General features: G+C 42.7%; 24 protein-coding genes, 1 pseudogene and 1 riboswitch. Of the genes and pseudogenes, 22 read left to right on the top strand and 3 right to left on the bottom strand.

Translation table 11 applies throughout. From position 1 onward, the window contains the following. Window positions 1–130: 130 nt before the first annotated feature. Window positions 131–433: a hypothetical protein gene (locus G9U52_RS39580; protein WP_207953437.1), complete on the bottom strand. Its 303-nt coding sequence runs from the start codon at window positions 431–433 to the stop codon at window positions 131–133. 84 nt (window positions 434–517) lie between these two features. Here G9U52_RS39580 and G9U52_RS36630 point away from each other — a divergent pair, with 84 nt between their 5' ends. The 11 genes from G9U52_RS36630 (at window position 518) to G9U52_RS36580 (ending at window position 12,729) form a co-directional block, all read left to right on the top strand. Next, window positions 518–1,840: an ABC transporter substrate-binding protein gene (locus G9U52_RS36630; protein ID WP_166157734.1), complete on the top strand. Its 1,323-nt coding sequence runs from the start codon at window positions 518–520 to the stop codon at window positions 1,838–1,840. Window positions 1,841–1,922: 82 nt separating this feature from the next. Further along, on the top strand, window positions 1,923–2,846 hold the full coding sequence (locus G9U52_RS36625) for a carbohydrate ABC transporter permease (protein WP_166157796.1): 924 nt from the start codon (window positions 1,923–1,925) through the stop codon (window positions 2,844–2,846). After that, window positions 2,843–3,658, top strand: a complete 816-nt coding sequence (locus G9U52_RS36620; protein WP_166157731.1) for a carbohydrate ABC transporter permease — start codon at window positions 2,843–2,845, stop codon at window positions 3,656–3,658. The genes G9U52_RS36625 and G9U52_RS36620 overlap by 4 nt, the downstream gene beginning before the upstream one ends. A 62-nt stretch (window positions 3,659–3,720) precedes the next feature. Beyond that, a complete protein-coding gene (locus tag G9U52_RS36615) occupies window positions 3,721–5,454 on the top strand; it encodes a cache domain-containing sensor histidine kinase (protein ID WP_166157728.1) in 1,734 nt (577 codons plus the stop codon). Window positions 5,455–5,456: 2 nt separating this feature from the next. Next, window positions 5,457–6,959, top strand: a complete 1,503-nt coding sequence (locus G9U52_RS36610) for a response regulator transcription factor (protein ID WP_243767777.1) — start codon at window positions 5,457–5,459, stop codon at window positions 6,957–6,959. 52 nt (window positions 6,960–7,011) lie between these two features. After that, a complete protein-coding gene (locus G9U52_RS36605) occupies window positions 7,012–7,773 on the top strand; it encodes an SDR family NAD(P)-dependent oxidoreductase (RefSeq protein ID WP_207953436.1) in 762 nt (253 codons plus the stop codon). Between the two features lie 23 nt (window positions 7,774–7,796). Next, complete coding sequence (locus tag G9U52_RS36600; RefSeq protein WP_166157718.1) at window positions 7,797–8,780, top strand: sugar phosphate isomerase/epimerase family protein; 984 nt, start codon at window positions 7,797–7,799, stop codon at window positions 8,778–8,780. 26 nt (window positions 8,781–8,806) lie between these two features. Further along, entirely contained in the window at window positions 8,807–9,610 is an 804-nt protein-coding gene (locus G9U52_RS36595; RefSeq protein WP_166157715.1) for an SDR family NAD(P)-dependent oxidoreductase, read from the top strand. Continuing rightward, window positions 9,603–10,385, top strand: a complete 783-nt coding sequence (locus G9U52_RS36590) for an SDR family NAD(P)-dependent oxidoreductase (RefSeq protein ID WP_166157712.1) — start codon at window positions 9,603–9,605, stop codon at window positions 10,383–10,385. The genes G9U52_RS36595 and G9U52_RS36590 overlap by 8 nt, the downstream gene beginning before the upstream one ends. A gap of 55 nt (window positions 10,386–10,440) precedes the next feature. Beyond that, window positions 10,441–11,763, top strand: a complete 1,323-nt coding sequence (melA, locus tag G9U52_RS36585; RefSeq protein WP_166157709.1) for an alpha-galactosidase — start codon at window positions 10,441–10,443, stop codon at window positions 11,761–11,763. A 561-nt stretch (window positions 11,764–12,324) separates the two neighbouring features. Next, a complete protein-coding gene (locus G9U52_RS36580; protein WP_243767774.1) occupies window positions 12,325–12,729 on the top strand; it encodes a GNAT family N-acetyltransferase in 405 nt (134 codons plus the stop codon). A 945-nt stretch (window positions 12,730–13,674) separates the two neighbouring features. Here the strand turns inward: G9U52_RS36580 and G9U52_RS36575 are convergent. After that, a complete protein-coding gene (locus tag G9U52_RS36575; RefSeq protein ID WP_243767773.1) occupies window positions 13,675–14,007 on the bottom strand; it encodes an NAD-dependent epimerase/dehydratase family protein in 333 nt (110 codons plus the stop codon). A 36-nt stretch (window positions 14,008–14,043) separates the two neighbouring features. After that, window positions 14,044–14,292 carry an SDR family NAD(P)-dependent oxidoreductase gene (locus G9U52_RS36570; RefSeq protein WP_166157706.1) on the bottom strand — a complete coding sequence of 83 codons (249 nt, stop codon included), beginning with the start codon at window positions 14,290–14,292 and terminating at the stop codon, window positions 14,044–14,046. Between the two features lie 258 nt (window positions 14,293–14,550). Between G9U52_RS36570 and G9U52_RS36565 the strand changes: the two genes are divergently transcribed. The 11 genes and pseudogenes from G9U52_RS36565 to G9U52_RS36520 all read left to right on the top strand — a co-directional run bounded on the left by G9U52_RS36565 (window position 14,551) and on the right by G9U52_RS36520 (window position 21,405). Further along, on the top strand, window positions 14,551–15,165 hold the full coding sequence (locus G9U52_RS36565) for a hypothetical protein (protein ID WP_166157704.1): 615 nt from the start codon (window positions 14,551–14,553) through the stop codon (window positions 15,163–15,165). Between the two features lie 49 nt (window positions 15,166–15,214). Beyond that, window positions 15,215–15,400 carry a pentapeptide repeat-containing protein gene (locus G9U52_RS42000; RefSeq protein ID WP_166157701.1) on the top strand — a complete coding sequence of 62 codons (186 nt, stop codon included), beginning with the start codon at window positions 15,215–15,217 and terminating at the stop codon, window positions 15,398–15,400. A 38-nt stretch (window positions 15,401–15,438) separates the two neighbouring features. Continuing rightward, window positions 15,439–15,636 carry a pentapeptide repeat-containing protein gene (locus tag G9U52_RS40570; protein WP_375790320.1) on the top strand — a complete coding sequence of 66 codons (198 nt, stop codon included), beginning with the start codon at window positions 15,439–15,441 and terminating at the stop codon, window positions 15,634–15,636. 251 nt (window positions 15,637–15,887) lie between these two features. Then, on the top strand, window positions 15,888–16,415 hold the full coding sequence (locus tag G9U52_RS36550) for a hypothetical protein (RefSeq protein ID WP_166157695.1): 528 nt from the start codon (window positions 15,888–15,890) through the stop codon (window positions 16,413–16,415). 378 nt (window positions 16,416–16,793) lie between these two features. Then, window positions 16,794–17,018 (top strand): annotated as a pseudogene (locus G9U52_RS41995) (NAD(P)H-binding protein); the annotation flags it as partial. 37 nt (window positions 17,019–17,055) lie between these two features. Next, window positions 17,056–17,208, top strand: coding sequence for a saccharopine dehydrogenase (locus tag G9U52_RS36545; protein WP_166157692.1), 153 nt, complete (start codon window positions 17,056–17,058; stop codon window positions 17,206–17,208). 630 nt (window positions 17,209–17,838) lie between these two features. Then, window positions 17,839–18,690, top strand: a complete 852-nt coding sequence (locus G9U52_RS36540) for an aldo/keto reductase (RefSeq protein ID WP_166157689.1) — start codon at window positions 17,839–17,841, stop codon at window positions 18,688–18,690. A 397-nt stretch (window positions 18,691–19,087) separates the two neighbouring features. Further along, a complete protein-coding gene (locus G9U52_RS36535) occupies window positions 19,088–19,549 on the top strand; it encodes a DinB family protein (protein WP_166157686.1) in 462 nt (153 codons plus the stop codon). A 285-nt stretch (window positions 19,550–19,834) separates the two neighbouring features. Then, window positions 19,835–20,050 (top strand): hypothetical protein, encoded by a 216-nt coding sequence (locus tag G9U52_RS36530; protein WP_166157683.1) that lies wholly within the window; start codon window positions 19,835–19,837, stop codon window positions 20,048–20,050. Window positions 20,051–20,127: 77 nt separating this feature from the next. After that, window positions 20,128–20,694 (top strand): tautomerase family protein, encoded by a 567-nt coding sequence (locus G9U52_RS40565; RefSeq protein ID WP_166157680.1) that lies wholly within the window; start codon window positions 20,128–20,130, stop codon window positions 20,692–20,694. Window positions 20,695–21,168: 474 nt separating this feature from the next. Beyond that, window positions 21,169–21,405: a hypothetical protein gene (locus tag G9U52_RS36520; RefSeq protein ID WP_207953435.1), complete on the top strand. Its 237-nt coding sequence runs from the start codon at window positions 21,169–21,171 to the stop codon at window positions 21,403–21,405. A gap of 468 nt (window positions 21,406–21,873) precedes the next feature. Further along, a riboswitch (TPP riboswitch) is annotated at window positions 21,874–21,984 on the top strand. Window positions 21,985–22,237: the final 253 nt, after the last annotated feature.

Here is a 22,237-nt window from a genome sequence, read left to right as displayed (position 1 = left end):
TCAAATTTCACTTACTCCTGCTTGTCATCTTACCGCGGCAGAAATATGCCTCTTCGTGAATGAAATAAACCAAATAAAGCAGAAAATATCTGGATTTAGATAATTGTCGGGTGACAAGAACATAGTCCGATTAGCATCCTAACGGGCACTTACGAAAACCCCGAAGGGTTTTTCCTTCCTTGCACGTATAGGTATCGTTTGTTTTGTCATAGGTAAAGCCTGATTTTTTCAAATGATTTTCGTCAGAATCTATGGGTGCTATGTATCCCTCGATCTCAAGTTTTTCGAGCCCATGATGGACAGGGGAACGATCATAGCCTTTGTCGGCTCCAACCTCGACTCCACTAATCGTTGTATACCATCTCGCTTTAGTTCGACATTTCAGGATGCCTAAATCAATGAATATAGCGCTTAAATCGTAGATTTGATACATTTGAAAACGCTATCATTCATGATAACATTTAGCTTGCACACCAAGAAACAATAAAATTTATAAAGGGAGGATTGAAGAAGAAGAATGAGAAAAACCTTTTTAAGTATGATGGGCGTTATTTTGATAATTTCTGTAGCGTTACTTGGTTGCTCCCAACGTCCGAGCGGTGCCACTGAAACGGCTGCGGACAGCAAAACCGCCAAACCGGATGCCGCTGGAAATACGGCAAGTAGCGGAGGCGGGGAGAAGATCAAGCTATCTGTTTACAGCACGATTACCGCAACTGCAAGTCAAGATGTCATGAAGGGAATCGCTAACGACTTTATGAAAGAAAATCCCAATACACAGGTCGAATTCCAATTTCCGGGCACTGAATATGAGAATATTCTGAAGGTCAAAATGGCTGCAAATGATTTGCCAGACGTATTTGATACGCACGGTTGGGCGATTATCCGTTACGGCAAATATTTGGCTGATCTGAAGGACCAAGCCTGGGCTTCGCAGCAGACCGATACCATAAAGCCGGTTGTGACCGATAAGGATGGTAAAGTCCACGCACTTGTCATGAGTGAAGCTAAGGACGGGATCTCATACAATGTCGACCTCCTTCAAAAATATAACATTGAGCTTCCGAAAACATTTGAAGAGTTAATGGCTGCAGCTGAAAAAATCAAAACGCAAAGTAAAGGTGATGTAACGCCTTTATTCATGTCGGGTATCGATAATGGCATGATCGGTGGATTCCTTGATCTATATGCCACAGCACTCCTTATCAGCCCCAAAGTCAACGATATGCAAGCGCTGCTCGAAGGCAAGTTTGATTGGAACAAATGGACGCCGTTGGCGCAGAAGCTGCTTGACATGAAAACGAAAGGATACATCAATGTTGATGTGCTCACTGCCAAAAGAAGCGATGTCCCGCAGCGTTTTGCAGAAGGAAAAATTGCCTTTTTAACGGGTGCCCCTTCTTTCGCTGACGACGTGCATAAGATTAATCCCAATGTGAAAATTGGTTTAATGCCGTTAACTTCTATGGTGCCTGGCGATGAGCCAACCTTTACAGGCGGCGAACGTTATACAATGGGGGCATGGAAGGACGGTAAGCACCTGGCGGAATCTAAGAAACTAATCGCCTTCTATGCAAAAGCGGACAATATGGGGAAGATTGCCAATGTAAACAAGCTGCCTCCTGGACTGAAAGGTGTTAAATCCCAGCACGAGTTTTCCGAGTATTACGATAAATATGTGAATACCCGTGTATTCCCCTATTTTGACCGCGTTTACCTGCCAAACGGGATGTGGGACGTTATGTGTAAGACTGGTACCGCATTACTCGCCGAAAGTGTAACGCCGGCACAATTCTCCGAAAAAATGAAGCAAGAATTCGAGCGTCTTCGCAATAAATAATAACTGAACCGGAAGGGTCTCGATCCTTCCGGTTCCTTTACTCAAACAACAGGAGGGTGGAACTGTGGCGAAGATTAGCAGGATGTCCGTAACGGACACACAAGCGCGGCCAACTCGAAGCAGGTTTATCAAGCGATTCGTCCGCAGCGGCGCTATGCTCAATCTGCTTTATTTGCCGGCATTGATTTTGTTTGCCATGTTCATTGTCTATCCTTTTTTTAAAGGTATTCAAATTTCATTTACGAATTGGAATGGCTACGATCAGGAATATAAGTGGATTGGTTTGCAAAATTATAGTCGCATGTGGGATGACCCCGATATTTCCAGAATAATTAAAAATACGGTGATTTATGGTGTAGGAAGCTCCGTATTTCAGAATATCATCGGATTGCTTTATGCCCTTTATTTGAATATGAATATCCAATCAAGAGGGCTTGTAAGAACGGTTATTTACTTACCGGTAATTATAAGCTCGCTCATCATGGGTTACATCTGGTACTTTTTCTTTCAATATCAAGGCGGCGCTATCAATGATATCTTACTGTTATTTCAAGACAAACCGGCAAATTTATTGGGTGATCCGCAAATTAATGTATGGATTATTACCTTTGTGAATACTTATCAATACCTTGGCATTGCGATGGTGCTGTTTTTGGCAGGCTTGCAGACGATTCCCAAAGATTATTACGAAGCGGCGACCATTGACGGCGCTGGAGCATTATCGAGATTTTTCCATGTAACCTGGCCATTGCTCGCACCAGCCTTTACTGTCAGTATGGTTCTGAATTTAATTGGCGGATTAAAGTTGTTTGATGTCATTGCGGCTTTGACCAACAGCGGCCCTGGGTATGCTTCCGCATCCATGTCCACACTGATGTACTTACTCTACTTTGGCCGCGAGGATGCCGGTTACGCGGCAGCTATCGGCATACTCATGTTTATCATGATCTCTATTGTCAGTCTGACCTCACTCATTCTCTTAAGAAGAAGGGAGGTCAACGCATGAACAGTAAGCGGTTGTGGCTTAACTTTTTTTCGATGTTAATCTGCTTGCTTCATATCTTGCCTTTCTATATCTTGATTACGACTTCGTTCAAGGCGCTGGATGACTTTAGTTCCAAATGGATATTACCCGGTTATTTGTATTTGGACAATTTCATCAGTGCCTGGTCTAATGCAAAATTAGCGGTCGCCTTTCAAAATAATCTTATTGTTACTGTGTTCTCTATCACATTTATTGTCATTCTTGGCTCGATAGCTGCCTATCCTTTGGCCCGGCGGCAGACCAAATGGAATAAGTTCATCTATATGTTGTTTATATCTGCCTTGATCGTACCTCCCCTTACAAGTTTGGTCCCGCTATATAAATTTATGGTTGATCTAGGCGGGATGAACCAATACTGGGGGATCATCCTGCTCCATGTAACCTTCCATTTACCCATGACGATTTTCTTATATACAGGCTTCATAGGCACGATTCCGCGGGAATTGGATGAAGCCGCTATGATTGATGGGGCTGGACAGTTTGAATTATTTTATCGGATCGTACTGCCGTTGTTGAAGCCGATAACGGCGACAGTGATTATTTTACATGGCGTATCGGTGTGGAATGATTTTCAGTTTTCCTTGTTTTTCCTGCAAAAGCCTGAATTAAGGACCATTACGGTCGCCCTTTCAAGCTTCTTCGGGCAGGATAGCAATAAAATCGGTTGGGTAGCTGCTGGCTCATTTATGAGCGCTCTGCCTATGGTACTGGTGTATTTATTCCTGCAGCGTTATTTCATAACGGGTCTTTCCGCGGGAGCAATAAAAGGATGAAATTATTAATTATATAGGTGAATTAAGGATGTGGTGGTGTTAGGGAGGAAGGTTTTGATGAGATGCGGCAATCAATCCGGTTCAAGCTGATCCTGCTATTTTTAACAACGATTGTTTTTCCTGCTGTCGTCATAGTCATCGCCATTCCCTCATATTACCAGAATCTTCTAACTAGCCAAGAGTCCACGCAAATAGAACATACATTAACCACGTTTACTTATAATATCGAAACCTATTTGGATGATTTAGATCGTATGACGATAACGCCGTACCTGAATGATGATGTGATGATAGCGTTAAAGTTGAAATCGTCCAATCGGAAATTTTTAACACCTTACGAACAATATGAAGCAGAACAAGCATTGTCGAACACTTTACCCAAGTTTTTGAAAAATACACGTAAAGACATACTGGGGACAATCCTTCTTCCTATGGATAACTCCATCTATATTACGTCCCCGAGCGGTTATGTGAACAAGGTCGTTGAGGGATATCCCTTCGAGAAGCAAGATTGGTACATTCAGGCTCTAAAGGCAGATGGAAAGGTCGCTTTCGTCAGTTTTCACGTGCAAAATTATTTGGAAGGAGCGGGTGCTGAGGTGTTCTCCGTTGCCCGTTTGATCAAGGATCCCGATTCGCAGCGTCCGCTCGGTGTAATTATGGCTGATGCGGATACAGCGGCATTGGAAACAATGATGCGCGGGATACGGCTTAAAGACGGATCCATTGCGGTAATTCTCGATGATAAGGGGAAGTTGATCTACGCCAGTCAACCCTTAAGCGCCAAACTTCAAAGCCAATTGGCGACTGATACATCTATCGTGATAGACACGAACGAGAGCTATTCTGTTGTGAACGAAACGGTGAGCCGTTCTAACTGGAGCGTCGCGGTGCTCTTTCCTGAATCGATCATCAGAAAGCAGCTTCAAACCATTTATTGGATAGGCTTTTTGTTTGCGGCCTGCGGACTGATCATTGCGCTGCTGTTGTATTTTACTATTTCACACTGGATACTGACGCCGTTTAAGCAAATGATTAAGGTGATGAAAAAGGTTCAGCGCGGCAATCTGGATACTTTTTATTCCGTGCGCGGCAACGATGAGGTTGCTCAGTTGGGTAACAACTTAAATACTATGATATCTCAGCTTGGTGAGCTGATAGATCGTGAATTTCGCGCTGCGCTTGGGCAGCGGAACGCTGAATATCGGGCACTGCAATCACAAATACAACCGCATTTTTTATATAACACCTTAAATGGATTCATCGGATTGAATCGTACGGGTCAAAGTGGGCTGCTGGAAAGAGCTATCTTGTCATTAAGCGGGATGATGCGCTATACGTTGAATCATAATGATTGGGTGATTTTAAAAGAAGAAATGGATTTTGTAACCAAGTACTGCGAGCTGCAGCAAATTCGATTTGCCGATAAATTGGAGGTTAGAATAGATTACGGCCCAGATACAGTCCACATACCGGTTCCTAAATTGCTGCTGCAACCCTTTGTTGAAAACGCTATCTTACACGGTGTTGAACCAAGTGAACAGGGTTGTCAGCTAACGATAGAGGCGTCAAATATGACTATACCGGACGGCAGCGGAGAATGGTTGGAAATTCGTATAGCCGACAATGGAGTCGGTTACGATCTAGAGACAGAACAGGAAGGCGTGGGAATAACGAATGTTCGAGCGCGATTGCGTGCTGCTCACGAAGGATCGAAGATCATCATAGCTGCTGCGAAAGGCCAAGGTACACTCGTTGTGATTCAATTCCCATTGAAGGATGTGAAGAGACAGTGAAGATGATCATTGCTGATGACGAAAGCCTAATACGTGCCAGCTTATCCAGCATGATCAAAGATATGGAGGCGTCCTGGCAAATTGTTAGTGAAGCGACCAACGGCGAGGAACTGTTGGAAATGCTCGCTGAGCATAAGCCCAACATTGCTATTGTAGACATCCGCATGCCCAAGCTGCAAGGCATAGATGCGATTCGAATTGGCAAAATAATCTCACCTCAGACGAAATGGGTAATATTAAGCGGCTATTCCGACTTTGCTTATGCGCAGCAGGCAATGAAACTGGGCGTTTCCGAATATTTATTAAAGCCTGTTGATCCTATCGAATTGGAAAAGACACTGCAGCTTGTATATAAAGATAATAAAGAATATATTTGCTTGCTGAATCAACAATTTGAAAACAGCTTATTTGCCTTATGCAATGGACTCACCTCACTCAAACATGAAGCGCGGGACAGTTTATACTATCAAGGCAGGTTTATTGGTTGGACGTTTTATTTAGACACCGCTCAACCTGTCAGTTGGGTGGCTGATGTCCAACGAGAGTTTTATGCAGAGCTTCATGAATGCATGGAGAAGCACCTTGTTTTTGGTATGAACTTGGCTTTGTTGGCGCTGCCGAATGGAGAATTAGCTGCTGTAGGTGCTTGGGACACGAGCAATGGTCAGTCTGGGAAACAGCCTATTTACGATTGTTTCAGCGAAATGGAACAAATTATAAATGACAGATACAGAAGTGAGGAGATGCTGATATCCGTACTGCGAACAGGTGAATGCCAAGGCTTTGAGGAGGTAAACAGACGGCTCCAGCAGCTGCAGCAATGGGGAGATCTGCGATCTGTTTGTGGTATCGGTCAAAGTATCGAATATGTGGAGTTGATTAAAGAAGCGGTAACGCCTCAAAAGGTAGAAGCATCTCGATTGTTATGCGCCATCGGACATCACCTTCAGGACGGAATGTATTTAAGCTATCAGCATGGGGTTAATGAATTGGAAGTCCTGCTGCAAAAGTCGGATTGGTTCAATGCGAAAAAAGAACAATCTTCATTACGCATATTTATGGGTTGTACTCTGGGACTTGTTTTGCAGGAAATAACAACAGATGTGGAAATGATTAGAGAGCTTAGGCAATATGGGGAAAAGAGGCTGCAGGGCACGTGTTCAAAAGAAACCTCGGTCGATCTGGTGAAACAAGTGATCCAATATATCGAAAAGCATTATATGGACGAAATCGGTATCGGGCAAATTGCCGGGCAATTGAATGTCTCGGCAAATTATTTAAGCACGTTATTCCATAAGAAAACCGGCATGATGTTTGTGAAATATTTGACTCGTATTCGCATGTTGAAGGCGAAAGAACTGCTTATGAACACTAATCTTCAGGTGAAGCAGGTTGCGGAGCAGGTCGGTTATTACAGCACAAGGCATTTCACTAAATTGTTTATACAAGCATTTGGCAGTTACCCATCAGATTGTCGTAAAAACCAGCTGCTTTCCAATTCTTAAGTTTAAATAACAGCTATTCCATGAAAACGAACGAAGGGGTGATCCTTTGAGCTTGGATATATTCAAGTTGGATGGTCAAGTAGCACTGATCACTGGAGGAGCGCAAGGGCTGGGAATGGTGATGGCCAAAGCTCTTGCGGGGGCTGGCGCCACAATAGCGGTATCGAGCCGCAATCGAAACAAGGCGCTGGAAGCTGCAGAGGCAATCGCCGAATACAGCGGACACAAGGCATTAGGCTTAACGGCGGACGTTACGGATACCGTTCAAGTCAATTCTATGGTTCAATCGGTAATCGATGAATTTGGACGTATCGACATCCTGATTAATAACGCGGGAATTAATATTAGGAAGCCGATTGAGGAATTTGCGGACGATGAGTGGGATAAGGTTCAAAACACTAATTTAAAGGCTCCGTTCCTATGCACGAGGGCTGTGGCAAAACAGATGAAACAACAGAGATACGGGCGCATCATCAACGTTTCCTCTATGCTTGGAAGTGTTGCGCTCCCAGAGCGAAGCGCCTATTGCTCCAGTAAAGGAGGGCTTCTGCAGTTGACTAAAGTGCTTGCACTGGAATTTGCTCCTTATAACATAACGGTGAATGCCCTCTGTCCCGGTCCGATGGCAACGGAGTTAAATGCTGTTGTCATGAACAATACGGAGGTTAACAAAATCTTCTTGGATAACATCGCACTGGGGCGTTGGGGCAATCCGGAAGAAATAGCAGGGGCAGTTATTTATATGGCTTCAGGCGCCTCCAGCTTTATGACCGGTGCCTCCATGGTTATAGATGGAGGATGGACGGCAAAATAAGATCCTCAGGAAGGATGATCTAGATGAAAGTGGGGCTTTCTGTATTCGGTACGACCTATATGATGGGCATCCATCCTAAATCGGGACAGCCAATAATAACAGCTAAACGACTGATGTCGTATGCTGTAGAAGCTGGCCTGGAAGGAGTGGAGATGCCGCTTGCGGTATTGGAAGGAGAAGATATTCCATCGCTTGCACAATATGCAGCGAGTCATCAGCTTTACATCACGGTTGCGTCTGGCGGTTATGATCCCGATAAGCTGAAGATGGCCATGGATATGGCCGAAAGACTGGGGGCAGCTACCGTTCGCACAGTAGTAGGAGGCGCAGGTTATGGCGGTGATCGTCGACCGATGGTTGGGCGGTGGCAATCCTTCATGCAGGACGTACTGTCAGGCTTGGCGAAAGCGACTGTCGCTGCCGAGCAAAGGAGTCTCACGCTCGCGCTGGAAAATCATCAAGATGTGGCATCGGAGGAACTGCTCTGGCTGTGCGAACAAATCGACTCCCCTCATTTCGGAATTACACTGGACACCGGAAATCCCCTTGCGACAGCTGAGGAGCCCGTTGATTTCGCGAAAAGAATACTTCCCCACCTGAAGCATGTTCATTTAAAGGATTATTGGATATATCTGTCTGAAGAGGGTTATCGTCTTGTTAGATGTCCCATAGGTCAAGGGGTGGTAGATTTCCCCGCTCTGATGGAGATGTTCTCTCAAAGCTGTCCAGATATGACCCTATCCATCGAGGTAGGTGCGCTTGAAGCACGCCATACACGGGTGTTGGCTGATGACTTCTGGCCCGAGTATCCGACACGCTCTGCATCACATCTCGCAGCAATACTGCGGTTTGTTCAAGCGAATGCTAAACCGTCAGCGGATTGGCGAACTCCGCATGAGAAGAACGAACCTGAGAGCCTGATCATTGCTTACGAAAATCATCAATTATTAGCCAGCATTGCCTATATGCAGGGACTAATTCGAAATTATAATGCTAAAGTAATATAAATCTTTTAATCATAGGGGTTGATTTCATGCACATTGATTTAAAAGGTAAGGTAGCTTTGGTCACAGGAGCCGGTCGCGGCATCGGTCGGGAAATTGCGGTCATGTTGGCTTCAGAAGGCGTAATTATGGTAATCACGGATGTTAATGAAGCTGCGATTGAAGCTATTAGAAAAGAGTTTGATGAGTTGGGATTTCAAGGGTCGCAATATGTTTGCGATGTCCGTGACTTTACACGGATACAGGAAGTCGTTGAATCGGTAGTTCAAACCTATGGACGTTTGGATATATTGGTTAATAATGCCGGTGTTGCAGGAGGCGGACCGGTTGTTGATTTGCAGGAAGAGCTGTGGGACCTAAACATGGATATTAATTTGAAAGGCACCTATCTGATGTGTAAAGCAGTAAGTCCCGTTATGAAAAAGCAAAAATCAGGACGCATTATTAACGCAGCTTCATTCGCGGCGATTATCCCAAGTTACGGCGGTGCAGCCTATGCTGCTTCGAAGGCAGGGGTACGCCAGTTCACAAGAGTGTTGGCCGGCGAACTGGGGCCATGGAATATAACCGTAAATTGCTACGCCCCAGGCATGATTCCCACAGATATGAATCATTTTGCTGAAAAATCGGATGAAGACCAGGAACGATTATTGGATCTGCTCACTCTCAGAAGGTGGGGCTCCAAGGATCAAGTCGCACATTTGATTTGCTTTCTAGCCTCTGACTATGCGGACTACATAACCGGAACCATGATTGATGTGAGCGGGGGCAAGCTGGCAATCCAAATGCCCCAAGTTGCTTATGAAAAATCGGAGGCGATATCGAATGAATGAACCATTCCCCGGATTATATAATAATACGGTTATCGTTACAGGTGGCTCCAAAGGGATAGGCGCCTCCATCGTAGCAAGATTTGTGGCGTTTGGAGCCAAGGTTGCCATCGCTGACGTGGATATTCAAGGAGAAGCGCTGGCAGAGCAATGGAGAAAAGACGGCCATGAGGTAAGGCATTATACATGCGATGTTGCACGAGCGGATGATATCAAGCGAATGATTCAGTCTGTTAAAGAAGATTTTGGCAGTGTCGATGTGCTCGTAAATAATGCGGGAATTTTTCCCAGAGGGGACCTGCAAAGTACCAATGAGGCCTTGTGGGACCTTGTGATAGGGATTAACCTAAAGGGTGTTTATCTCATGTGTCAAGCTGTCGCTCCACTTATGATCGAACGGGAAAAAGGAATTATTATTAACATCGGATCGCTGCATTCCTCCAAAGGAGAAGATAATACACTGGCGTATGCCGTCTCCAAGGGAGGTTTGATAACGTTGACTCGCAACTTGGCCCATGCCCTATCCAAGCATCGTATCCGGGTAAACTGTATTCATCCCGGGTGGGTGGCATCGGAGGGAGAAACAGCTCGTTGGGAAACGCTTGGAACAGGCATCGAGAAAATGCAGGAATCGATCCGATCGATTCCATTAGGCAGAATGCAGAATGGAACGGATATAGCCAATACCGCGGTATTTCTCGCCTCCGACCTTGCTGATCAAATCACAGGTCAGATGCTTGCGGTAGATGGAGGACTAAGCATAAGGCGGCCTTTATAAACTTATATAATCTTGATTTAGGGATACGTATCGTATAAGGAGGATGATTGTTCTTATGTCGAAAATTACTTTTATAGGCGCGGGCAGTCTTGTGTTTACCAAAAATTTGGTGAGGGACCTGCTTACATTCCCGGCCTTTGAGGATTGTACTCTCACTTTATTGGACGTTGATGAAGAACGTCTTGGCTATGCAAAGCAGGCAGTGGAAAACATTATTGCAGCAGGCAGTTACCCTGCCAAGGTAGAAGCGACAATGGACAGGGCAAAAGCGTTAACCGATGCGAACGGCGTTGTCTGTACCATTCTTGTTGCCGATTTGCCTGTGTGGAGGACAGATATGGAAATTCCCAAAAAATATGGAGTCGACATTAACATTGGCGATACTCGGGGGCCAGCGGGCATTTTCCGGTTTCTGCGCACAGTACCCGTCATGCTGGATATTTGCCGGGATATCGAACGCTATTGTCCAGATGCCGTATTTCTGAACTACAGCAATCCAATGGCTATGCTGTGCAGGGCGATGCAGGGTGAAACGAAAGTCAATGTCACTGGCTTATGTCACAGCGTACAAGGGACTGCCGCCATGCTGGCCAAATGGATCGGAGCCCCTATGGGGGAGATTACTTATAAATGCGCTGGAATCAATCATCAGGCCTTCTATTTGGAATATAAGTGGAATGGCAAAGATGCCATACCCTTAATTCGCGATGCGATTTTAAATAAACCGGAAATATATAACGAGGAACAGGTCAGAAATGAAATGTTTCTTCATTTAGACTATTATGTAACTGAATCGAGCGGGCATAATTCTGAGTATAATGCCTGGTTCCGCAAACGTCCCGATCTGATCGAGAAATACTGTACCCATGGCACAGGCTGGAACCCGGGTGAACACGCGCTTCCCATCAAGAACGTGGAGAAGAGACGGAGTGATTGGAAAAATAGGTTGATCGAATGGCGCGATAGCCCGATCGATCTTGGTCGGGGTAATGAATACGCGTCCTACATCTTTAATGCAGTTTTTGGGGATGGCACTTTATTTCAATTTAATGGTAACGTTCGAAACTTAGGATTAATTGACAACGTTCCGCCAGGCGCTTGTGTGGAGGTGCCTGTGTTAGCCTCCAGACAAGGATTCAGTCCGATTCATATGGGCCCGCTGCCGGATCAGTTGGCTTTGCTCGTAAATATCAGCGCAAGATGCGAAGAGTTGGCTGTCGAAGGAGCTCTTACCGGGGATCCACGTAAAATATTCCATGCCATTTGTTTCGACCCGCTTACGTCTGCTGTGCTTAGCTTGGCGGAGATTAAATCTATGGTTGACGAAATGTTTGCGGCTAACAGGGATTGGCTTCCGCAATTTAAGCATTTTTCTTGATGCTCGGGCATCGAAATATTAAACGATATCCAGCGGCATTTTTCGTCAATTCAATTAATCCCGACATCGCATACTCAGCAAGTGTGAATGGGAGTCGTCTTTTGCTATGGCTAATTAATAAAAGGCTTACTCCTGTGTTCCGCCACTGGGTTCAATGCTCGCCCAGCGAATATCGCTTCCTCGGGTGATTTTGGTTGCTCACCGTCTATGTCTTTTTTCAGCACATATCCTTGTGTGCGATCCAAACCTATAGCACTGATGAATTCAGGTACCGTTTGCAATTTTAGGGGACTAAGCTAAACCAGCTAATAGTTCTCAAGATTTTTCTCTTGCCGGAAGTCAACATCGTTGTTACATTAAAAGTCGCTTAAATTGCGGCTTTTTTAGTTATGTAATAAGGTTCTTGTCATCGGTAGCTGTCAAGAACCTTATTACATTCCCGAAAGAGTGACCTAATATATATTATGCAAACTTATGTTGTCGGTACTCGCTCAGCTAACGGGCAGCATAATGGATTGTCTATATGTGATAAAATAGAGAGTATGAAAGGTTTGATATAACTTGGAAATTAGGATTATTGAGAAAGAACAAACTTGGCAATTGCGTCATAAGGTAATGTGGCCGGAGAAGGATTTCGATTTTATAAAGCTTAAAAATGACGACGAGGGTACTCACTATGGACTTTTTGAAGGGGAGGAGCTTATCTCAGTGGTGTCGATCTTCATTCAAGGAGTTCAAGCACAGTTTAGAAAACTTGCTACGCTATCCAGTCATCAAAATAAAGGCTATGGAAGTAAACTCCTGAATTATGTACTCAGCGAAGCAGAGCGCCTAAGCGTTAAGCGGATTTATTGCAATGCAAGAATCGAAAAAGTAACGTTTTATGAGAAATCCGGACTTTCTAAAACTGACGCTACCTTTAGTAAAAGCGGCAAAGATTATATTGTTATGGAACGTTTCTACTAAGACGTGTAAGTCTTACTGATTAAACAAACGAAAAACGATAATTGAACGTACCAAGGGAGCAGACCGTTGCGACAGCTGTTCCCTTTCTGCATTGAAGTAACGGGCAGTTTACGAATTCTCATTATCGGTTCTTTATATGATAAAATAGGAATAAAAAAGAACACGTAAAGGACAAGGATGTCATGCAATTAATAAAAATCATGTACAGACAATTTTTAAGGGAACCTCTCTGGTTTAAAGTTTTGGTTTCTCTAACTTTACTTACTTCTATTCTTTTTAGCAGTTCATTGTTTTCGAATCATGCATATTATCAAAGCATTGCCAAGTTAGCGGCCGCAATCTTCTTTTGTTCATACGGAATCAAAATGCGGAGGAACCGTCAAATCTCTGTTATCTTCTTTGTAGTTACTGTTTTATGTATTTTTCTAGTATGGCACTATTTCCAACTCGGACGACTAAACTAAAGGATACGAGATCTGAACACCAGAAGGGTTGCCGTGTGAGTGCTCCGCTAACGGGGCAGTTATGCTGAATATGGGTAGTACCAGCGAAGCTGACACCAACCGTATAGTAGATGGTCATATATGTAATATTTCAAAGAAGATGCCGCTCAATTTCCGTCTGTAACACGGATCTCTTCTCCCTTAACAAAACTATTGGCTGCCGACCCCAAGTAAACAATCGAATTGGCGGTATCAGATGGTATAATACTGTATTTGATTACGTCCGCCGTCTTTTATTTGGTGGAGAAAAGATACGTATTTATTATAGGTTTGGCTCCGCCAAACCTATGATATCCACGACAATATCCTTACATAGGCCGATAAGCCTTTCGTTTTGGCAATGTTGATCAGTCTCGGCACAAATCCAGTGTCACCCTCACCGTGTACGGAAGGACAAAGCTCTATGATCGATGTCCGCACCCGCGCTCAGCAAGCGATAACACTACGTTTTCCGCCGCCGCAACGGCTTACCTGAACCTTCCAGTTCAGCTCCCATCGCTTCGACGGCGTGCAGATCTGCTGTGAGAGACCCGGCGAAGTTTGAGATGTCGTGATTGAATGCCAGATGAATGACGCCATCCGCAGCAACCGCACCACTACGAAGACTGTCGAGATCGTCGATGTCGCCGCGGTGCACTTCGGCCCCGGCCTCTTTTAGTTTCGCAGCGCTATTGTCTGAGCGCACAAGACCGACGACCTGATGACCCCCATCAATGAGTTCGCGAACGACAGTGGAACCGATGTAACCTGTTGCTCCTGTTACGAAAACACACATTATGAAGTCCCCCTTAAGCTGTTAAATATATGTGTATCAACTATAATTACCACGCGATGGGTCCATCCTCATCCCTGTTGGACCGTGAGCACCAATCATCGCAAGCCGGACCGCTTCACGCGCTCCTTGTTCAACACTACGAGTACCAGCAAAATTATTGAGTGCAGTCGATGTTAAGCCTGGACATGCCGCATTAACCTTGATGTTTGTCGATTCAAGCGAAAAGGCAAAGGCAAGTGTCACTGTATGAACAGCCGATTTTGACGCCGAATAGGTCCCAAACATCGCACAGTTCCACAAAAAGGAAAATAAAGCGAGAATGACGAATGTTTCTTATGGAGCAAACGTCATTCTTTTTTTATTCGGTTGTAGGAAACACCTGGCTAAAATAATGTAAAAACACGTAGGTAATGAAAGCGGGGTTTTCAATAGAAACATTTGGGGTAATGTGCTGAGCAAGACGGAGGGGATGAACAATCCGTACCGTTATACAGGTGAGCCGCAGGATGATGAGAGCGGATTGATCTACCTTAGGGCGCGGTTATGACCCTACGGTGGGGCGGTTCATTTCACAGGATACTGTTGATTGTGTTTGGGGATGCTTGTATTGCTGAAACCTATATTGCGGTCGTAGGAGCGGTTGCAGTAGTCGGAGGAATGATAGCTATCGCAAATTCCCCTATTGCCGATCCGATTGTCATTCCACAGGAGCCAACGGTAGAGCCAGGACCTAATATTACGATTACGCCTATGCAGCCGCAGTCTTTAACAGTTACACAGAGGACATTTCAGGATAATACACCAACAGTAATTGCGAATCCTATGGTGACTCCAGAAATTACGGTGTCTCAACAACCTATGGTTCAAAATGGTGAAACTGTACAAAGTTCTTGGATACCAGGAACTCCGTTAACTGAGCAAGCTATTAGAGAAGCAATGCAGGGTGCACCTTTACATGCGCAGCAATCGGGTGTATCTTTACCAGTTGTCCAACGATATGCAGAAAGATTAGCGAATGGAGAGATTACACCTCCATCTATAAAAGATGATGGTAATGTATTAGTTGATGGATATCACAGATACATTGCAAGTAGGCTAGTTGGCATACAGTTGGCATACCCATTGGCACAGTTCCTTCAAATGGTGCCAGGCCAGTAGATTTTAGAGATTGGAATGATGTAAAGATTGATCCAGTAGATCGGTGTAAATGAAAATGGTGATTATTAGAACTCATGCAAACGGGGATGTAAAGATTAACTCGGAAACTTTTCAATTCGTAAACCTTAATGGTATGGATTTGCACAGGGCTATTCTCAGCCATGAAGATCTAAGTGGATCAACTTTAGTAGGTACTAATCTACGTGGAGCAGAAATTGAATATTTCTATACTTGACAAATCTGATTTATCTAATGAGTTGTTAATGGTGTCGCATTTACAAAAATCATTTACAAAACGCATTATTGGTTGATTCTAAACTAAATGGAGCAGACTTGACGGAAGCTGATTTATCATTTTCTGATCTAACAGGAGCTGATGTCTGGAATGCTGATTTTTCAGGTGCTAAGCACTATAATACTGTTATGCTTTGTGAGAGAATAGAGGAATCTATTTTACAAGGGTCTTTATAATGAATTTACAGTTTGGCCTGATGGTTTTGATCCTATAAAACACGGTGCAATCAAAGGATAACAGAACAGTTACCATAATGTGACTATCCCTCGTATTGGGGTTTTTTTGCCCTTTGCTTGGAAGACGGTACAGCAGTGACCTATAGACCTATTTCCAACTCTCCTGACAAGTGGCCTGCGGTTGATATTAACGGCGGCAGCACTTTTAAACAGCAAAAAATACACTTTACAGAATAACGAGGAGGCTAAAAGTGCAACACATTATTAAGAATCAAATAAGTGTAGAGCAAATTGATATGCTAAAAAGTTTAAGAGGTACTCTATTAATCAATATGTTAGTCGATGATGCTGGTGAATTTGTTTTAAGTGTTCTTATTGATAGTCCTGTCAGTAAGCTAATTATTAGAAACATACCTACTAATGAATCCGATGGTGATGAATACCCTAAGCTTAAAATCGAACAAGTTTCAACAGCTGTTTCCAATTACAAGGAAGCCTATACTGGGAAAAGTATAAAGGACATTATCATTCTTAGGGATATAGCAACTTGGCAGAATAATAGCGATAAATGGATGGTTGATTGTGATATCGGGCTTAAAATAATATTTGAGGATGACGAATTGTTACTAATTGCGTATGATTCGTTGGCTGGATTACTAAAATTGTTAAACCCAAAAGAAGAGCAACCTGTAAGTGAATTGCTAAAAGAATACTGGTCAATGAAAACTGACCGACTTGCGTCCCTAAAGAGAGAAGAAATATACTTGAAAGAAATTTAGGCTCCAAGCTCTTTGTTTACGATCCATTCGGATCCTGGAATTTCAATGAATCCAGTATTACCTTTTTAACTGATTACCTAACTATAATGGGAATCTATGTCTGTGGGACTCATTATGCTGTGAAATTTATACAGAAGCAAAAAACTCATGCTGTGACGGATAAAGAACTAAGGAATACATGATGAAATGTCATATATATGCTTCGCTATCGTATTTTCTGGATGTACAAAAGGAATCGATACGATACCAATGGAAGGTGGACTGTGAGATTATAGACTTTTCTGATATTATACCGATGGTGTGAAATACACAACTGTAAATCGTATCTAGACGCGTCCGGAAACGAAAAAGCGGTACAGAACGGCGAGCCGCTTCCATATTGCACGTGCCCGTCATGGTTCAAAACGAATCAAAATTTCCGATCCTAGCAGAGAACAAATAATAGACGGAGATTATAGCGATATCAATCTTGTTAAGAAGGCTCTTGAAGGGGTGGATGCTGTATATCTTAATGATGTAAATACCACATTAGGCGTTAAAACAGTTGTGGAAGCAATGGAGGATTGCAACGTAAACATTTTAATTGTGGCGTCTAATTTAGGGATTTATGGCGAGGTACCAGGAGCATTTGGTAAATGGAATGAACGTATGGTGGGCACTGGGAGCCCAAGTTACCAGAGAAGCTGTGGCACAACTAATCGTCGATGTCATCGAAAACCCTGCTGATTATGCAAAGACTAGTATCGGTGTCAGTGAGCCCAATACGAATTGGTCGAAACCATCGTTCTATTAAACATAATATTTTAATTTCTGATTCCAGGAGATTGTTATTTGGATAAACCATGATCACTATTGATAATTACAGGTTTACAGCGGATTAATAGGTTCGTGTTCCTCAATCTTGCCTGCTCAGCCCTGAGATTCATATTGCCGTAACCGTTCTCCACAAGCGGAATAGGAACAACACTTTTAAATGAGTACGGTGTAATGCATATTTATCGATGGCGTGAGTAGTTTTGAGAGGATTAGACAATAATTTGAGAGAAATAGGCTAAGGGTTTCTTATTTTTTTGTTGCATAATAAGAATGTCGAAATAATATGATGTGCAGGTATAACAATGCCGAAAAGGGCAGACATGGAGCTGGACAAGGGAATTAGAGGTGCGAGCGATGCGTGGCTATAAGTTGTTGCCAATTCTCTAAGTTTACAAAGCAACCAGACCCATTGTGTTTTGCTGGATGTAACCGTATTTGTCTAACTCAGAAGGTCTAAGTACTTTTGAGAAATAGCAAATAATATGGCAAATTGTATTCAGTGCAAAAAAGAATGTAATGTTGAGACGCTTGAAGACTTAACAGGTCCAATGACAAAATTTTATTCGTGATTAAGTAAAAAACAAATATTAATAAAGGAGAAATCGGTATGAAATACGTAGAATTAAACAATGGTGTGAAAATGCCAATTTTGGGATATGGGGTGTTCCAAATTCCAGATCATGAACAATGTGAAAGGTGTGTACTGGATGCAATAGAGGTAGGTTACCGCTTAATCGATACTGCTCAGGGCTACGGCAATGAAGCGGCTGTAGGAAAAGCTATTAGAAAATGCGGGGTTCCAAGAGAGGAATTATTCATTACTACAAAGATCTGGATTTCCACTTATGGATATGAAAATGCAAAAAAATCTATCGAAGGATCTTTAGAAAGACTTCAGCTTGATTATGTAGATTTATTATTAATTCATCAGCCGTTTAATGATTACTATGGAACTTATCGTGCAATGGAAGAACTAAATAAAGAAGGAAAATTGAGAGCAATAGGTGTAAGTAATTTCTATCCGGACAGATTAATCGACCTGATTAAATTCAATGAAGTTGTTCCAGCAGTAAATCAGGTTGAAACACATGTATTTAATCAACAAGAAAAGGCTCGAGAAATTATGAAGAAAAATGGAGTGCAAATTCAGGCCTGGGCACCTTTTGCGCAAGGAAAAAACAACTTATTTAGTAATGAAACATTAAACGCAATTGGAGATAAATACAATAAATCCAGTTCTCAAGTTGCTTTGAGATACTTGATTCAAATTGGTGTATCAGTGATTCCTAAAACGGTGAATAAGGAAAGAATGAAACAGAATATTGATGTATTTGATTTTGAATTAACAAATGAGGATATGGATGCCATTGCAGCTTTAGATAGTGGAGAAACTTTGTTCTTTTCACATTATGATCCTGAACAAGTTGAACGTTTAACCAGCATGGTAAGAAAGTTCTAATAAATAGTCCAACTCAAGATTTAACCAATGAATGTTTCAAAATCTGCAATCTTGAACCGGTTATCGGACAAGTCTTAGTTATACCCGTCACCGCATGTAGGGGTGACGGGTACGAAAGCTCAACCCGACATCTACTCTCACGTATTGACTTCATTATAAAGTAAGAAAAACCGTCCGAAGTGAACTGCACCCCAATTGTTAGACATCATCTAACAGTTGGAGGTGCAGTTCATGCTCTTCGGACGGTTTTTCTTAGCTCTTCTCAGCTAACGGGCAGTAGAGCTTGAATCTTCGCAATCTATGAGAAACCACAAAAGGTTACATATGGTAATATTAAAACGGTATACGTATGTAAATTCCCAAACATTAAAAGGTGGACAATTTGAGGGGGTATTTCATGAATCATCCTATCAGTTTTCAATTAGACATGGCGAGGGATTGGTGCCTCGATATCGCTGAATCGTGCCCCGTAGAACTTGCTGATGTTCAATTGGATGAGTTCAGTAACACGATCCGTTGGCATCTAGGGCATATCCTCACTGTGGCGGAGCGTATGTTGTTTCAAGTTCCTTTCCCCTCTGCGTCTCTTCCTTCAGCATTCACAGGGTGGTTCGATTCGGGATCGAAGCCAAGGGATTGGATTGACCAACCCCCTACTATAAACGAGCTAATTTCGCTGTTGAAAAGGCAGCAAGAACGCTTCCTTGTCATTCCACCGGAGAAATTCGACGTACTTCTGGATCCTCCGTACTTCGGTTTCGCAAGCTATGGCGAGTGTGCAGGGTTTGTTATTGTTCATGAATCATTCCACGCAGGGAAGATGGATGAGATGCTCCGTGTAGTTAAGCAGAAGTCCTGAGCAGTCAGTTTACAACGTAAGTATGGCCGATAACAAACTAAGTTCCGCAGGACTTAGTTGATTAAAGTAACGGTAAACGATAGTTGTACTGACACAACGAATAGACGGCAGCCGGCCACGTGTTCGGCTACCGTTGTTCGTTGAAGTGGCAGGTTAATACAAATTGTTCATTGACAGATACTGTAAATAAGTAGTATTATTTTTACAATTTAATTTATAACAGCTATTGACTGCCGACTGATATCGGTAGTCTTTGCTGCATTAATAGGAGGAAAGCTGGGTCCTGTGGAAGCCATTGAAACTGTACCCATTCTTGTGGAGGAAATGCGCTCTTGGAGCCGTGAGGTGCTGGGAAAGTGGGTGGAGGACGACTATGTAGTAGAGACATGGACGGATATCGCCTTAAACCTGGATTTGATCGGCGATTTTACGAGAGGGAACACTCGTTTGGAGTCCATCGTGGAGCGTATTCGGAACGGGCAGATAAGTCGTCGGTTATAGATAACAACGAACAAATCACGCCCCTCTCCGCGCGCGTGTATTCTACATATCGCAATGAGGTGGCAAGGAAAGGCTCGGTGCTTGCAACTTCAATCGCAGACACTTATGGCATAGGGATTGTGGCCGTACCGAAGCCGAACATTATGCCTTTTGTTAAAATATACCTAAAAAAGCGTGGGGATATAAACAAGCTGGTTATTGCTAGTACAATGAGAACTATTATGCAAGATGTAATCAAAACGCCTATCGAAGATGGACCTGTTAAGTTTTTTGAAATAAGCGAGGATAATTGGTTTATGCCTCCAGGTTGGTCTGAAAACAAGACATTTGTTGAAATATTAATGTTTCCAGGTCGAAAGCAAGAAACCAAAGAAAAATTGCTTTTAGAGGTCGTGATCCAGTTGTCCCAGTTATTAAATATAGATAAAAGCGATGTAGTCATTACTTTGCATGAACCTATAGGTGCTAAGATGCTTGTGTATTTAACAGAACAGCAACTGATTATGGGCATTAATACAGTTAAAGGAACTTGGAGAGACGGTGAAGCTTTTGAATCCAGACCGGGCTATTCAATTAAGTTACCTGTTGTTATGGACTATGAAGTTCCCAAAGAAGGACAAGGGCTTCATATGAAAGGATGTTAATAGTAATTTGTCAACCTCGATAACAGGCTTATCAAATAACTCGTCAGCCAAATCAATTCGTTCTGACTATCTCCTTCACAGATTTCACGCCATAAAGGGTTTCAAGAACTGACACCACTTCAACTGGTAAGTCCCTTGTCGCATGAACTAAAAATCACAATAGTATCGGGAATATGAATGGAGACAATGTGGAATTTTTCGGCTGGTCTCTGTTAGAAGGGAGACTTATTGATTCTCCTTTTTAATTTCCAACATTTACAACACCTAGTATAATGAAAGGAGGGACTTGATGGAGAAATGAAACATCACGATCCGTAAATATTTCCCTAGTCCTACAGAAAAACAACACAAATCGGGATATTCCCGAAGTTCGCAAATACTACTAAATATAGATTAAATTACGAAGTTCGCAAATAAGACGTTATAAGAAATCCCCGCAAAGCACAAACATTTAAAACCTGAATAAAGACGGAAGTGAATAATATGGAGATTACTAGTTTTGAACTTTCAGAAATTAATTGCGAAAAAATAAAATATGTAGTATTGCATGAAGTAAAAGTCGAGGAACCTTACGTTGTAGACTTTGATGCAGACGATAGTCCAGAGAGATGGTTAGATCAGTGGGATTTGAAAAATTGGTGCATTATTTCAGCTTATGAAAAGGATGAACGCATTGATGGCTGTCAGAAGTCAACATCATTGTTACATTAAAAGTCGCCTAAAATGCGGCTTTTTTAAGCTATGTAATAAGGTTCTTGTCATCAGTCGATGTCAAGAACCTTATTACATTTCCGATAAATGACTAGAACCTTATTACATTCCCGACAGAGTGACCTAATATATATTAGGCAAACTTATGTTGTCGGTACTCGCTCAGCTAACGGGAAGAATGTGAAAGAAGGATTTTCCCGAAATATATGGAATTAGGTGTTCACAAAGTAATTCTTTCACTAACGAGGGTTTTAATGAAAAAAAATAATACTTATAGGTTCTGGAGGCTCAGGAAAATCTTCACTGACTTCACTGAAGAAGATTATTTCATTAGTATTTTTAAAAGTAGCTATAACGGGTAACGATAGCTCCATAAGAACTACTTCACAAAATAATTGTTTTTGTACATATGTCTAACCAGAGTAACGATTGCAAAAAGAGAAGAAAAGGTGTAGATTTAATGAATAAGTGCATAGTCACGGGAGCTTGGTGAAGCCAGGCTGAGAGGATAGTCTATTACTATCGACCGTTAAACCTGATCTGGATAATGCCAGCGGAGGAACTCAAGATCTCTTTGTATACTCAGAGACCGCCTCTTTTATAGATGCGGTCTTTTCTTTGTATCAAGGACCCCTCCGGTTGATCAAAATCATCTTTAGGAGGAAATAACATGTCAATGGAAACCAAAAAAGAAATACTCCCATCTAAACTGGTACCCATACACTGGACACTTTAAAAAAAGTGTTTAGCGTATGGGTACCTTTTTGTATACTAGAGAGAATAGTGGGGGCGAGCATATGAGTAAAAAACACTTTAGTAAAAATGAGCAGGA

Origin of the sequence: Paenibacillus agricola, from assembly GCF_011440305.1 — a bacterium.
Lineage (GTDB): Bacteria > Bacillota > Bacilli > Paenibacillales > NBRC-103111 > Paenibacillus_S > Paenibacillus_S agricola.
This window is presented reverse-complemented; position numbering and strand designations above follow the sequence as displayed.

Bases quoted from the DNA above. Each gene is read 5' to 3' on its own strand.
- G9U52_RS39580 (WP_207953437.1), bottom strand. From the start codon at position 433: ATGTATCAAATCTACGATTTAAGCGCTATATTCATTGATTTAGGCATC.
- G9U52_RS36630 (WP_166157734.1), top strand. From the start codon at position 518: ATGAGAAAAACCTTTTTAAGTATGATGGGCGTTATTTTGATAATTTCT.
- G9U52_RS36625 (WP_166157796.1), top strand. From the start codon at position 1,923: ATGTCCGTAACGGACACACAAGCGCGGCCAACTCGAAGCAGGTTTATC.
- G9U52_RS36620 (WP_166157731.1), top strand. From the start codon at position 2,843: ATGAACAGTAAGCGGTTGTGGCTTAACTTTTTTTCGATGTTAATCTGC.
- G9U52_RS36615 (WP_166157728.1), top strand. From the start codon at position 3,721: ATGCGGCAATCAATCCGGTTCAAGCTGATCCTGCTATTTTTAACAACG.
- G9U52_RS36610 (WP_243767777.1), top strand. From the start codon at position 5,457: ATGATCATTGCTGATGACGAAAGCCTAATACGTGCCAGCTTATCCAGC.
- G9U52_RS36600 (WP_166157718.1), top strand. From the start codon at position 7,797: ATGAAAGTGGGGCTTTCTGTATTCGGTACGACCTATATGATGGGCATC.
- G9U52_RS36595 (WP_166157715.1), top strand. From the start codon at position 8,807: ATGCACATTGATTTAAAAGGTAAGGTAGCTTTGGTCACAGGAGCCGGT.
- G9U52_RS36590 (WP_166157712.1), top strand. From the start codon at position 9,603: ATGAATGAACCATTCCCCGGATTATATAATAATACGGTTATCGTTACA.
- melA (WP_166157709.1), top strand. From the start codon at position 10,441: ATGTCGAAAATTACTTTTATAGGCGCGGGCAGTCTTGTGTTTACCAAA.
- G9U52_RS36575 (WP_243767773.1), bottom strand. From the start codon at position 14,007: ATGTGTGTTTTCGTAACAGGAGCAACAGGTTACATCGGTTCCACTGTC.
- G9U52_RS36570 (WP_166157706.1), bottom strand. From the start codon at position 14,292: ATGTTTGGGACCTATTCGGCGTCAAAATCGGCTGTTCATACAGTGACA.
- G9U52_RS36565 (WP_166157704.1), top strand. From the start codon at position 14,551: ATGACCCTACGGTGGGGCGGTTCATTTCACAGGATACTGTTGATTGTG.
- G9U52_RS42000 (WP_166157701.1), top strand. From the start codon at position 15,215: ATGAAAATGGTGATTATTAGAACTCATGCAAACGGGGATGTAAAGATT.
- G9U52_RS36545 (WP_166157692.1), top strand. From the start codon at position 17,056: ATGAACGTATGGTGGGCACTGGGAGCCCAAGTTACCAGAGAAGCTGTG.
- G9U52_RS36540 (WP_166157689.1), top strand. From the start codon at position 17,839: ATGAAATACGTAGAATTAAACAATGGTGTGAAAATGCCAATTTTGGGA.
- G9U52_RS36535 (WP_166157686.1), top strand. From the start codon at position 19,088: ATGAATCATCCTATCAGTTTTCAATTAGACATGGCGAGGGATTGGTGC.